The organism is Achromobacter sp. B7 (genome assembly GCF_003600685.1).
Lineage (GTDB): Bacteria > Pseudomonadota > Gammaproteobacteria > Burkholderiales > Burkholderiaceae_B > Achromobacter > Achromobacter spanius_B.
In genome coordinates this window covers 5,513,863-5,526,154 of the sequence record NZ_CP032084.1, presented here as the reverse complement: position 1 = coordinate 5,526,154, position 12,292 = coordinate 5,513,863, and the positions used below count along the sequence as shown (strand labels likewise).

Annotated in this window: 10 protein-coding genes; 3 read left to right on the top strand and 7 right to left on the bottom strand. The window is 67.1% G+C overall.

Features of this window, described 5'->3' with window-relative positions; all coding sequences use genetic code 11:
* Positions 1-58 precede the first annotated feature (58 nt).
* The 5 genes from DVB37_RS24945 to DVB37_RS24925 form a co-directional block, all read right to left on the bottom strand.
* Positions 59-2,290 (bottom strand): acetate--CoA ligase family protein, encoded by a 2,232-nt coding sequence (locus DVB37_RS24945; RefSeq protein WP_120157644.1) that lies wholly within the window; start codon positions 2,288-2,290, stop codon positions 59-61.
* 126 nt (positions 2,291-2,416) lie between these two features.
* Positions 2,417-3,412 (bottom strand): acryloyl-CoA reductase, encoded by a 996-nt coding sequence (locus tag DVB37_RS24940; RefSeq protein WP_120157060.1) that lies wholly within the window; start codon positions 3,410-3,412, stop codon positions 2,417-2,419.
* Positions 3,413-3,501: 89 nt separating this feature from the next.
* Positions 3,502-4,665 (bottom strand): acyl-CoA dehydrogenase family protein, encoded by a 1,164-nt coding sequence (locus DVB37_RS24935; protein ID WP_120157059.1) that lies wholly within the window; start codon positions 4,663-4,665, stop codon positions 3,502-3,504.
* Positions 4,666-4,814: 149 nt separating this feature from the next.
* Positions 4,815-5,798 (bottom strand): tripartite tricarboxylate transporter substrate binding protein, encoded by a 984-nt coding sequence (locus DVB37_RS24930; protein WP_120157058.1) that lies wholly within the window; start codon positions 5,796-5,798, stop codon positions 4,815-4,817.
* A 64-nt stretch (positions 5,799-5,862) separates the two neighbouring features.
* Complete coding sequence (locus DVB37_RS24925; protein WP_046806690.1) at positions 5,863-7,029, bottom strand: acyl-CoA dehydrogenase family protein; 1,167 nt, start codon at positions 7,027-7,029, stop codon at positions 5,863-5,865.
* A gap of 215 nt (positions 7,030-7,244) precedes the next feature.
* Here DVB37_RS24925 and DVB37_RS24920 point away from each other — a divergent pair, with 215 nt between their 5' ends.
* The 3 genes from DVB37_RS24920 to DVB37_RS24910 all read left to right on the top strand — a co-directional run bounded on the left by DVB37_RS24920 (position 7,245) and on the right by DVB37_RS24910 (position 10,310).
* Entirely contained in the window at positions 7,245-8,042 is a 798-nt protein-coding gene (locus DVB37_RS24920) for an IclR family transcriptional regulator (RefSeq protein WP_120157057.1), read from the top strand.
* On the top strand, positions 8,032-8,964 hold the full coding sequence (locus tag DVB37_RS24915; RefSeq protein WP_240433996.1) for an IclR family transcriptional regulator: 933 nt from the start codon (positions 8,032-8,034) through the stop codon (positions 8,962-8,964). The genes DVB37_RS24920 and DVB37_RS24915 overlap by 11 nt, the downstream gene beginning before the upstream one ends.
* Before the next feature lie 146 nt (positions 8,965-9,110).
* The gene (locus tag DVB37_RS24910; protein WP_120157056.1) at positions 9,111-10,310 is read left to right on the top strand and encodes an MFS transporter; all 1,200 of its coding nucleotides are present in this window, start codon (positions 9,111-9,113) and stop codon (positions 10,308-10,310) included.
* 66 nt (positions 10,311-10,376) lie between these two features.
* Here DVB37_RS24910 and DVB37_RS24905 read toward each other — a convergent pair whose 3' ends face one another.
* Positions 10,377-10,685, bottom strand: coding sequence for a DNA-binding protein (locus tag DVB37_RS24905; protein ID WP_046806687.1), 309 nt, complete (start codon positions 10,683-10,685; stop codon positions 10,377-10,379).
* A gap of 151 nt (positions 10,686-10,836) precedes the next feature.
* Entirely contained in the window at positions 10,837-12,147 is a 1,311-nt protein-coding gene (locus DVB37_RS24900; RefSeq protein ID WP_104141794.1) for an MFS transporter, read from the bottom strand.
* Positions 12,148-12,292: the final 145 nt, after the last annotated feature.

Here is a 12,292-nt window from a genome sequence, read left to right as displayed (position 1 = left end):
GAGGCCTTCATGTCTGCTTGGGCTGGAAGTGCAGGTCGTGCCCAAGCGCCCAAGATTGTCATGACCGCCCAGCGCTGGGAATAAGCACCGCATCCAAGGCCAGCACCCCCTGCCCATCCGGCAGCGCCAACAAGGGGTTGATCTCCACGGAACTGAAATCTTCCCGGCGCGCATCCGCGAAACGCGACAGCGCCACCAAGGCATCCGCTAGCGCATGGATGTCGCAAGGCGGTGCGCCGCGTGCGCCTTGCAGGAGCGCGTAGCCCTTGATTTCGCGGATCATCGACAAAGCCTGAGCATGGCCAAAGGGCGCCAGGCGGAAGCTGACGTCTTTCAGTACTTCGACGAAGACGCCGCCCAGGCCGAACATGACGACGGGGCCGAAGACCGGGTCGCTGTGCATGCCCACGATGCACTCCACGCCTTTGGGCGCCATGGGCGCGACCAGCACGCCGTCGATGCGGGCAGTGGGGCAGTGCGTGCGTACGCTGTCCAGGATGGCGGCGTGGCCGTGGCGCACGGCGTCTTCGCCCGACAGGTTGAGCTTCACGCCGCCTACATCGCTTTTGTGCAGGATGTCGGGCGACACCACTTTCAAGACCACGGGGCCGGCCGCGCGGGCAGCGGCGGCCACGGCGGTGTCGGCGTCGGTGGCAAGCGTGCAGTCGGGCACGGGCAGGCCGGCTTGGCGCAGGACGTCCATCGCCTGCACTTCGTTGTAGGTGTCGCGCAGCGGCTCGGTGCTTGCATTAACAGACGGCACGGAGGCGTGGGCATTCGGGCCGGCGTTGGAGGTGCCGTCAGTGTTGCCGCTCGTGGTTCCTGTCGTGCTTCCATTCGTGCTGCTGTTCGTGCTTCCAGTCTTGCTTCCATCCGACGCAGCATCCGACGTGGCCCCCGACGCCGCAGCTAACCCCGCCACCGCGCCTATCGTCCGTATCGCGGCGCTGGGGTCTTCGAACACCAGCGTGCCCAGGCGTTCAAGTTCGCGTCGGCGCTCAGGCGGGAACAGCGCGCAGAAGGCCAGTGGCACGTCGGGGTGGCGGGCGCGCATTTCGCGGGCAAAGGTCTCGAAGGTGGGCCACAAGGCTTCCGACGACCCGGCGGCGGCCAGGAAGACCGCCAGCGCATCGTAGCGGCCGTCGGCCAGCATGTCGTCGGCGGTGGCCAGCAGCAGGCCGGGCTCGGACACCACCTGGCCGGTGACGTCGACCGGGTTGCGCGGGCCAGCGAAGGGCACGCGTTCCAGCAGCCGGGCCTGCGCGGCCGCGTCGGGTTCGGGTAGCGACAGGCCGGCTTCCTCGGCCTCGTCCGCCATCAAGGCGCCAACGCCGCCGGATATCGTGAAGATGCCCAGGCGCTTTCCATTGGGGCGTTGCTGCCAGGTGTCCAACGCATAGCCCAGGTTGAAGAAGTCTTCGATGCTGCGCGCGCGCAGCGCGCCGTATTGGCGAAACAGCGCGTCGTAGACGGCGTCATCGCCCGCCAGCGCGGCGGTGTGTGACGCAGCGGCCTGCGCGCCGGCCTGGGTGCGGCCGATCTTGGTGACGACCACGGGCTTGCCGGCGTCGCGCGCGGCGGCCAGTGCACCGCGCAGCTTGGCGCCGTCGCGGCAGCCTTCCATGTAGGCCATGATGACCCGCGTGTCGGCGTCGTGCGCCAGCCAGTTGATGCAGTCGGCCACGTCGATGTCGGCTTCGTTGCCGGTGCTGATCCAGTGCGACAGGCCGAGTCCGCGTTCGCGCGCCATGCAATAGGCATAGGCGCCGAACGCGCCGCTTTGCGACACCATGCCGATGCCGCCCAACGCCACGGCGCCGTTGGCGGGCGCGGGCGAGAACGTGGCGTAGACCTTGTGGCGCACGTTCATGTAGCCCAGGCAGTTGGGTCCCAGCAGGCGGATGCCGCGCTCGCGCGCGATGGCGCATAGCGCCTCTTGCATGGCGACGCCTTCCGCGCCCGTTTCCGAAAAGCCTGACGTGAATACGACCGCGCCGCCAACCTGACCAGGGCGCGCGCTTTGTAGCGCCTGGGCGGCATGCGCGGCGGGCACGGCCAGGATGACCAGGTCCACGTCGGTATCCAGCGCGGCCAGATCGGGCGCGGCGGGCAAGCCCTGGATGCTATCGGCGCGCGGGTTGATGGGCAGGATGCGGCCGTCGTAACCATGCTGACGCAGCAGGCTGACGGGCATGGCGCCGATCTTGCCGGGCGTGGCGGACGCGCCCACGATGGCGATGCTGCGAGGGGTAAACAGGCGCGTCAGCGAGGAGTCGGATTGCAGGGTCATGGTGGCGACGGATTCAGGTTTGGTGAGGACGGCGCGCCGCTTCAAACGAAGCGAAGCGCGCATGCTGTTCGCATTCGGGCGCACTCGCGCGCGCTCGTGTGTCGCCGCGCGCAGCCGAGGTTGCGTTCAAGAAAAGCGCACGACGGTGCGGCCGGTGCTGCCGCGTTCCAGCATCGCGGTCAGGGCGCGTGGCAGGTCCGCCAAGGCGATCTCGCGTGATGCCAGGTCCAGCCGCGTCGGGCGGTAATCGGTGGCTAGCCTTTGCCATAGCGCGCGGCGCAGCGGCATCGGGCTGTTGGCGTTGATGCCCAACAGCTTCACGCCACGCAAGATGAAGGGGATGACGGATGTGGGCAGGTCCGCGCCGCCCGCGTTGCCGAAGGCGGCGGCCACGCCGTCGGGGCGCAAGCCGGCCAGCGCATGCGCCAGCAAGGGTCCGCCCACGGAATCAATGACGCCGGCCCAGCGCGCGCTCATCAAGGGTTTGATGGGCGCGGACAAGTCGGGTGGGGCGATGACGTCGGCCGCGCCCAGGGATCGCAGGTAATCCGCCGCCTGCACCTTGCCGGACATGGCGCACACGCGATAGCCGCGTTGGCTCAGGATGTCGATGGCGATGCCGGCCACGCCGCCCGTCGCGCCGGTGACCAGCACGTCGCCTTGCTCCGGCGTCAGCCCGCAGTGTTCCATCCAGTGCAGCGACAGTGCGGCGGTGAAGCCGGCGGCGCCCAGCACGGCGGCATCGCGCAGGGTGATGCCGTCGGGCAGGGGCAGGACCCAGTCGTGCGGCACGCGCGCATATTCCGCGTAGCCGCCGTCGCAATCCACGCCGATGCCAAAGCCGTGCACGACAACTTGCTGGCCGGGCACTAGCGCAGGGTCGGCCGAGTGCACCACGGTGCCGCTCAGGTCGATGCCGCCGATGCGGGGATAGTCGCGGACGATGTTGCCGCGTCCGGCTTGCGCCAGCGCGTCCTTGTAGTTCAGGCCGGCGTACGCGACCTTGATGAGCGTGTCGCCGGGCGATAATTCGCCTTCGGACATCGTGTCGAATCGCCCCTGCGGCGAGGCCCCGTCGGGGCCGGCGTGCAAGCGGTACGCCTGGAATGTCGAGATGGGCATGCAAGTCTCCAAAACGGGTCGACAACGCGTGTCGACATGGCGGGTTCTCAGACCGGCAACGTCGATCCGCAACCGGTCCTGCACAACAATCATCGTGGCGCCAACAATCGCCGAGCCAGTGTTGCGCGGTGCAGTTCATTGGCGCCGTCATAGATACGAAACGGCCGCATCTCCTGCCAGATCATGGCCACGGGTGTGTCGTCCGACAGCCCCGCAGCCCCCATCATCTGCACGGCCCGGTCCGCCACGCGGTTGACGGCTTCCGACACGAACACCTTCGTCATCGCACTGTGCTGTTTGACGGACAGCCCTGCGTCCATGCGGGCTGCGCAGTCCAGCGTCATCAGACGGCTGGCGTGCAGGTCGATGTGCGAATCGGCGACCATGGCTTGAATCTGTTGCAGGTCGGCCAGGCACGCGCCGAAAGACTCGCGCTGCGTGACGTAGGCTTGCGCGGTGTCCAACGCGCGGCGGGCGCGGCCGATGTAGCGCATGCAGTGCGACAGGCGCGCCGGCTCCAGCCGCAGCTGCGCGTATTCCAGGCCACGGCCGGGTTCGCCCAGCACGGCGTCGTCGCCGACCTCGCAGTCCTGCAACTCGATCTCGGCGTGGCCGCCGATCTGGTAGCCGGTGACCATGCCGATGTCGCGGATGACGCGGTAGCCCTTGGTGTCGGCGGGCACGATGAAAAGCGTGGCGCCGGCATCGGTCTGCGCCAGCAGCAACGCGAAGTGCGCGCCGACGCCGCCGCTGATGTATTGCTTGTGGCCGTTCAACACCCAGCCTTGACCCCGCCGCGCGGCGCGGGTGCGCAGCATCGACGGGTCGGACCCCGCACCGGGCGCGGGTTCTGTCATGGCGAAGCAGGCGCGTTGTTCGGCGCGCACCAGCGGCAGCAGATAGCGCTCGCGCTGCGCGGGCGTGGCCAGCCGCAGCAGCGTCAGCATGTTGGGTTGGTCGGGGGCGGCGCAGTTCAGGGCAGCCGGCCCTAAGAAGCCGCGCCCGGCCGCTTCCAACACCTGGGCCAGCGCGCGCCAACCCAGACCCAGCCCGCCAAATTCGACGGGCAGTTGCGGCGCGTACAGGCCGGCATCCCGCGCCTTGAGGCGCAAGCGCGCCACGCATTGGTCCAGCGCCGCCACGTTGCGGGCGATGGCGGGCGATTCTTCGGGGATGGCGATGTCATCGACGAAGCGGCGGACCCGTTCGCACAGGTCTTGGATCGCGGCGTCGTCGTAGGGCTGGGCGGGCATGGGCTGTGTCTCTTGGCAGTGGCTTGCGAATAACGGCGAGCATGTGAAGGCACGCATGTGAAGGCATGCATGTGAAGGCGAGCCTGTGAGGGCACCCTCACGCAGGCATCGTCACGCAGGCACCCTCACGCCGGCACCTTGGTAGCGCCTTACTGGATACGCGTGTTGGTGGACTTCACCAACTTGCCCCACCACACGGTTTCGTCGGCGATCTGCTTGGCGAATTCCGCCGGTGTGCTGCCCAGCGGTTCAGCGCCCAGCTCCTGAAAGCGCGCGCGCAACTGCGGGTCTTGCAGCGCCTTCACAACGGCGGCATGCAGGCGGTCGACCACGGCGGGTGGGGTGTTGGCGGGCGACATCAAGCCCTTCCATGCCATCACTTCAAAGCCCGGCATGCCCGCTTCGGTAAAGGTGGGCACGTCCGGCGAGGCGGTGGCGCGCGCGTCGCTGGGTACGGCCAGCGCGCGCAGCGTGCCGGCTTTGACCTGTGGCAGCAGCGCGGGCATGTTGTCGATCATGAAATCGATGTGGCCAGCGACCAGGTCGGTGATGGCAGGGCCGGAGCCCTTGTAGGGCACGTGTTCGGCTTGCAGCCCGGCCTTCTGCTTGAGCAATTCGCCGGCCAGTTGCGCGGGCGACCCGTTGCCGGGCGAGCCAAAGGACAGCTTGCCGGGGTGGTTGCGGGCGTATGTCAGAAATTCCTGCAAGGTGGTGACGGGCATCGACTTGGTCACCACCATCAGGTTGTGTTCGCGTTCGATGCAGGTGATGGCCGTCAGGTCCCGCGCGGGGTTGAACGGCATGTTGGCGTACAGGCTGGGGTTGATGACGGTGGGGCCTGCCGCTGCCAGCAGCAGCGTGTAGCCGTCCGGCGCGGCGCGCGCCACGAAGTCCCCGCCGATATTGCCGCCGGCGCCCGGCTTGTTTTCCACGATGACCGGCTGGCCCAGGATGGGGTGCAGCGCTTCGGCCAGCAGGCGGCCCAGGATGTCGGTGGATCCGCCGGGGGCGAACGGGATGATCAGCCGAATCGGCTTGTCGGGGTAGGCGGCGGCCGCTTGGGGCGGCAGGGCAGCGCAGGCGAACGCGGCCGCCAGGGCGCCGATCCACTTCGGCAGGTGCTTGTGCAGCATGTCAGTCTCCTTGGGGTTGTGGGCCGCGCGCTTCTTGTGGCGGCGGTCCCGAAAACGCTCGGACCTAACGGCCGGGCGTGTAGCCGGCCTGCGCCAGCGTGTGCCGCGCGATGGTCAGTTGATGGATCTGGCTGGTGCCTTCGTACAGGCGAAACAGCCGCACATCGCGGTAGAAGCGTTCAATGCCCTGGTCCGCGATGTAGCCATAGCCGCCATGCATCTGCACGCAGCGGTCGGCCACGCGGCCGCACATTTCCGACGCGAAGTATTTGCAGATCGACGCGTTCATGGTCACGTCCTGGCCGGCGTCGCGCTCGCGCGCGGTTTGCAGCACCAGCGCCAGCGCCGCCTGGATGTCGGTCTGGCAGTCGGCGATCATGGCCTGGATCAGCTGGAAGTCCATCAACGCTTTGCCGAACTGCTGGCGTTCGGCCACGAAGCGCAGGGTGTCGTCCAGCATGCGAATCGCCGGGCCGATGCACAAGGCAGCCAGGTGAATGCGCTGCTTGTTCAGCACCTTCATGGCGGTCTTGAAACCCATGCCTTCCTGGCCGCCGATCAGGTTGGCGGCGGGCACGCGGCAGTCGTTGAAGTACACGGCGGACACGGGCGAGCCCGCCTGACCCATCTTGTCGTAAGGCTGGCCGGTGGTCAGGCCGGGGGTGCCCCGCTCGACGATGAAGGCCGAGATGCCCTTGGCGCCTGGCGCGTCGGGGTCCGTGCGCGCCATGACGGTAAACAGGCCGGCAATGGGCGCGTTGGTGATGAAGCACTTTTCGCCGTTCAGCACGTAGCTGTCGCCGTCGCGCACGGCGGTGGTGCGCAAGGCGGTGGCGTCCGAGCCCGCTTGCGGCTCGGTCAGCGCGAAGCAGCCGGTCAATTCACCGGACGCCAGGCGGGGCAGGTAACGGTCTTTCTGCTGTTCGGTGCCGTCGGCGACCAGGCCCTCGGAGCCGATGCCGGTGTTGGTGCCGACTCGGGCGCGAAACGCGACCGAGCATTGCGACAACTCGATGGCCGCCCGGATCAATTCTTCGGTGCTCATGCCCGCGCCGCCGTAGGCTTCGGGGATGGAATAGCCGAACATGCCCTGGGCGGCCATGGCGCGCACCAAGTCGTCGGGCACGGCATCCAGGCGCGCAACCTCGGCTTCGCGCGGAATCAATTGCTGCCGTACAAAGCGCCGTAGCGAATCGATGAAGGCGGCATAGCCTTCCGGGTCCCTGATCATGGGCTGTCTCCGATTGTTTTTTTGTGGGCCGGGCCGATATTTCACACCGGGCGGCGCGGAATCCAAGGTAGCAAAGCAGCGCGAAATGCGAGACAAGTGTTTTGATATCTTGAACGCTTTATGAGCGCGCGGGCTGCGGTGCAGGGGGCGCCTGCACTATCATCGACCTCACTGCCCGGCGCCTGTCCGCGCGCCGTCCCACCCGGAATGCGACCATGACCACGCCCTTGGGCGGCCGCCACCCCGACCCTGATTTCGCCACCACGCTGGCCCACGGCCTGTCGGTGCTGCAAACCTTTCGCCATGGCGAGCCGGCGCTAAGCAACCGCGAGCTTGCCGACCGCACCGGGCTGTCCAAAGCCACGATTTCGCGGCTGACGTACACGCTGGTGCAGCGTGGGCTGCTGCGGTATGACGCGGGCCTGCGCCGCTATCGCCTGGGCACGGCGCTGCTGTCGCTAAGTTATCCCTTGCTGGCCAGCATCAAGCTGCGGCAGATGGCGCGTCCGCTGATGACGCGGCTGGCCAACGCGGCGGGCGGGTCGGCGTCGCTGGGCATGCATCACGGCACGCACATGGTCTATGTGGAAACGTGCCGGGGCCATGACGCGGTGGCGTTTCGGCCGGACATCGGCGCCATGCTGCCGTTGCTGGCGTCCGCAATGGGCCGCGCGTGGCTGGCGCAGGCGGACCCGGCCGAGGCGCAAGCGCTGTTGCGTCAGCTGCGCGAACAAGACCCCGCTGCATGGCAACGGCATGCACCCGGCTGGGAAGAGGCGCAGCGGGATTACGCCGCGCATGGCTATTGCGTGGCCGAGGGTGAGTGGCACGCGGACGTGCACGCGGTGGCGGTGCCGATGCGGCGCCGCGTGGATGGCCAGGTGTTTGTCTTTAATTGCGGCGTGCCGACGCGGCGATTGCGCGCGGGCGACCTTCGGCGGCGCATTGCCCCCCGTCTGCTGACGCTGGTGGCGCGCGTGGAAAAAATGCTGGAGCGTTCGGATGCCGGTTGAACTTGACGGTGGCCACGAGCCCCGCCGTGACCGCAAGCGCGACCCCCATGGGGTCGGCGGCCAACATCAGGACGGCCCCCAACATCGGGACGGCTCCGCACATCGGGACGGCTCCGCACATCGGGACGGCAGCCAACACCGGGACGGCGTCGACCCCACCCGCGACCGCGACTTCGCCACCACGCTGGCGCACGGCATCGATATCCTGGGCTGCTTTCGGGCGGACCGACCCGAGCTGGCCAACAAGGACTTCGCGCAGCAGACGGGCCTGTCGAAAAGCGCCGTGGCGCGCTTGACGCATACGCTGGTCGAGCTGGGCTTCTTGCAACGCGTGGGCTCGCCCGCGCGCTACCGGCTGGGCGCGGCGGTGCTGGCGTTGAGCTACCCGTTGCTGGCCAGCATGCAGATCCGCCAGCTGGCGCGGCCGCTGATGAAGCAGCTGGCCGACCACGCACGCGGCGCGGTGTCGCTGGTGGTGCGCGACCGCCTGCAAATGGTGTACGTGGAAACCGCTCGCTCGAACGACGCCTTGCAGACCCGCCCCGATATCGGCGCGTCGCTGCCGCTGCTGTCCAGCGCGGCGGGCAAGGCGTGGTTGTGCCGCGTGCCGGATGCCGAGCGGGCGGTGGTGCTGAACCAGCTACGTGTGGCCGACGCGCGCCATTACGCCGAGCATTTTCCCAGCCTGGCGGCGGCGGCACGCGACCTGGAGCGCAAGGGGTATTGCGGCAACAACGTGCAGTGGCGTCCCGACGCGTATGGGTTTGCGGCCCCGTTGTGGCGGCCGTACCAGTCGCTGACGTACGTTTTCAACTGTGGCGTGCCTTCCGGGGACGGCCCCTTTCGTGAGCGCGCGGCCGATATCGGCTCCCGGCTGGTGGCGCTGGCGCGCGAGACGGAGCGCCTGTTGGGGCTGACCTAGCGCGGGGCTGTGCATCCCTGAACCCCACCCCGCGGATCGATTTGTGACCCCAAGTCAAAAGTGTTTGCCCGCCAGACGGCTTTTTCCGCAAGGATGGCGCCGTCATACTGCACGCCTGTCTTTCCGACGTGCTCCAAGGAATTCGCATGAACCCGCAAGATAATCAACCGGTCAAATCCGGACTGCCGCTACTGGCGCTGGCCGTCGGTGCGTTTGGCATTGGCGTGACCGAGTTTTCACCGATGGGTCTTTTGCCCGTTATCGCCGATGGCGTGGGCGTGTCCATTCCCAGCGCCGGCATGCTGATCAGCGCGTACGCCATCGGCGTGATGGTGGGCGCGCCGCTGATGACGCTGGTGTTTTCGCGCTGGTCGCGGCGCAAGGCGCTGATTTTGTTGATGTTGATCTTCACCATCGGCAACGTGCTGTCGGCCCTGTCTCCCAATTACACGACGCTGCTGCTGGCGCGGCTGGTCACCAGCCTGAACCACGGCGCGTTCTTCGGGCTGGGCTCGCTGGTCGCCGCCAGCGTGGTGCCGCGCCACAAGCAGGCCAGCGCGGTGGCCACCATGTTCATGGGGCTGACCATCGCCAACGTGGGCGGGGTGCCGGCCGCGACGTGGCTGGGGCAGGTGATCGGTTGGCGCATGTCGTTCGCCGCCACCGCCGTGCTGGGCTTGATTGCGATGTTGTCGCTGTGGTTCGCCTTGCCGGGGGGCGAAGCCGGACGCCGCCCCGACGTGCGCCATGAACTGGCCGTGCTAAAAAGCCCCGTCGTGCTGTTGGCGCTGTTGACCACGGTGGTGGGCGCGGGCGCGATGTTCACGCTGTACACCTACATTGCGCCCACGCTGGCCGAGATCACCGGCGCGTCGCCCGGCTTCATTACCGGCATGCTGGTGTTGATTGGCCTGGGCTTCACGCTGGGCAACGGCCTGGGTGGCCGCATGGCCGACCGTTCGCTGGACGGCACGCTGATCACGTTCCTGGTGATCGTCATCATCGACCTGCTGGCGTTCCCGTGGATCGCTTCCACCCAGATCGGCGCGGCAATTTCCCTGCTGATCTTCGGCATCGCCACCTTTGCCGTGGTGCCGCCTTTGCAGATGGGCGTGATGCGCGCGGCGACGGCGGCCCCGGGGCTGGCATCGTCGGTCAACGTGGGCGCGTTCAACCTGGGCAACGCGGTAGGCGCGGCAGCGGGCGGCGCGGTGATTTCGGCCGGGCTGGGCTACGCCGCCGTACCCATCGCCGGCGCCGTCATCGCCACCGCCGGCCTGGCCCTGGTGCTGGTGCAACGCGCCGGCAACGTGCGCCGCCGCAAGCTGGCGATGCAGGGCTGCTGAGGGGCGCGTCGACCATTAGCATTAGCTGGGCGGGTTGGGCGTTGTCGCCCAACCCGCCCATTCGCATTATCTGGCGCCCACGGGTGTCAGCGGTTGTACCGCCAGCCGCAGGCCCAAGGCTTTCAGGATTGCCGTCAGGCTGCTCAGCGCGGGGTTGCCCTGGGGTGACAGCGTGCGGTAGAGCTGGGTGGGATTCAGGTGCGCCTGCGCCGCCACGGCCTGCACGCCACCAAAAGCCTGCGTCAGTTGCCGCAGCGCGATCAAGAGCTCTGCCTGGGTCCCGTCTTCCAGCACGCTGTTGATCAGGTCAACGGCCAATGCGGGGTCATCACGGTACAGCTCGGCCATCGCTTCATCGTGGGGTCTGCTTTTCATGGTGTTCTCTGGTTCCAGTCTTGCCAAGCGCGTACCGCGCGCTTCGCTATATTCGTCTATAGACGAATATAGCTCAAGTTGACTACTTGCACAGCGCACAAAAAAAGGGTGCCGCTCGTCCGGCACCCTTCATCTCACGCACACACATCAATCAAGCCTCTATCCGTTCCACCTTGCCGACCAGCAGGATGTACGACAGCGCACCCAGCAGGGCTAGCGACGAAACGTAGACGATGGCAGGGGCGAAGTTGTCTTTGGACACCAGGAAGCCGATGACGATGGGTGTGCAGATGGACGACAGGTTGCCCACGAAATTGAACACGCCGCCCGTCAGGCCCAAGAGCCGCACCGGCGCCAGCGTTGACACCAGCGACCACGTGATGGATGCCAGGCCGTTGCCGAAGAAGGCCAGCGCCAGGAAGAAGATGACCCAGGGCGTGGAATCGGTGAAGTTGGCGCCGATCATCGACGTGGAAATCAGCAGGCCCAGGATGATGGGCAGCTTGCGCGCCAGGCCCACGGTGGCGCCGCGTCGCACCAGGAAGTCGGACAGCACGCCCGAGCACAACACGCCCACGAACGCGGCCAGGAAGGGCACGGATGCCAGGAAGCCCGACTTGATGAAGTCCATGCCGCGGTACTTCACCAGGTAAGTCGGAAACCACGTCAGGAAGAACCACAGCGTGGACGTCAGGCAGAACTGGCCCAGGTACACGCCCCACAGCTTGCGCTTGGACATGACCAGCCCCAGGTCATTCCAGTTGAACGGCGCCTTCTTGGCGCGCGCGTTGCGGTCCAGGTCGACCACGCCGCCGCCTTGCTGGATCAGTTCGATCTCGGCGGCGTTGGCGCCCTTGAACTGGCGCGGCTCGCGATAGATCAGGTACCACAGCACGCCCCAGACGATGCCCAGTAAGCCGGTGCTGACGAACACCATGTGCCAGCCGTAATGGTGTTGCAGCCAGGCCAGCACGGGCGTCAGAAAGGCCAGGCCCACGAACTGGCCCGACGTGTAGAAGCCGATGGCGGTGGCGCGTTCTTTTTCCGGAAACCAAGTGGTGACGACACGGTTGTTGATGGGGTAGGCGGGCGCTTCCAACGCGCCTACCGCCAGGCGCAACACGAACAGAATGATGAAGCTGCTGGCAAAGCCCATGAAGAAGGTTGCCGCCGACCACAGGATCAGCGCAACGGCATACAGCACGCGGGGCGATACGCGGTCCACCAGCCAGCCGCCGGGGATCTGCATGGCGGCGTAGGTCCAGCCGAAGGCGGACAGGATCAGGCCTTCATGCCAGGTGTCCAGGCCAAACTCGTCTTTCAGCGCGGGCGCGGCGATGGACAGGTTGCTGCGGTCCAGGTAGTTGATGACGACGGTGATAAACAGCATCACCATGATGATGTACCGGCTGCGCGTGGGGCGCTGGGTGTGTTGCAAGCCGGCGTGGGTGGCGGTTGACACGGATTGTCTCCTCGTGCGCCCTGCTAGGGGCGGGGGCCATCGGCTTGGATGCCGATGGGTTATCGATATAAAGAAGAAAAAAGCGGCGCTCGTGACAGAAGCAAGAGGCGCCGCATGGCGGTCAGTCAGCGTGATCGGGCTTGCC

Coding starts and splice junctions, on each gene's coding strand:
- DVB37_RS24945 (WP_120157644.1), bottom strand. CDS start 2,290: ATGACCCTGCAATCCGACTCCTCGCTGACGCGCCTGTTTACCCCTCGC.
- DVB37_RS24940 (WP_120157060.1), bottom strand. CDS start 3,412: ATGCCCATCTCGACATTCCAGGCGTACCGCTTGCACGCCGGCCCCGAC.
- DVB37_RS24935 (WP_120157059.1), bottom strand. CDS start 4,665: ATGCCCGCCCAGCCCTACGACGACGCCGCGATCCAAGACCTGTGCGAA.
- DVB37_RS24930 (WP_120157058.1), bottom strand. CDS start 5,798: ATGCTGCACAAGCACCTGCCGAAGTGGATCGGCGCCCTGGCGGCCGCG.
- DVB37_RS24925 (WP_046806690.1), bottom strand. CDS start 7,029: ATGATCAGGGACCCGGAAGGCTATGCCGCCTTCATCGATTCGCTACGG.
- DVB37_RS24920 (WP_120157057.1), top strand. CDS start 7,245: ATGACCACGCCCTTGGGCGGCCGCCACCCCGACCCTGATTTCGCCACC.
- DVB37_RS24915 (WP_240433996.1), top strand. CDS start 8,032: ATGCCGGTTGAACTTGACGGTGGCCACGAGCCCCGCCGTGACCGCAAG.
- DVB37_RS24910 (WP_120157056.1), top strand. CDS start 9,111: ATGAACCCGCAAGATAATCAACCGGTCAAATCCGGACTGCCGCTACTG.
- DVB37_RS24905 (WP_046806687.1), bottom strand. CDS start 10,685: ATGAAAAGCAGACCCCACGATGAAGCGATGGCCGAGCTGTACCGTGAT.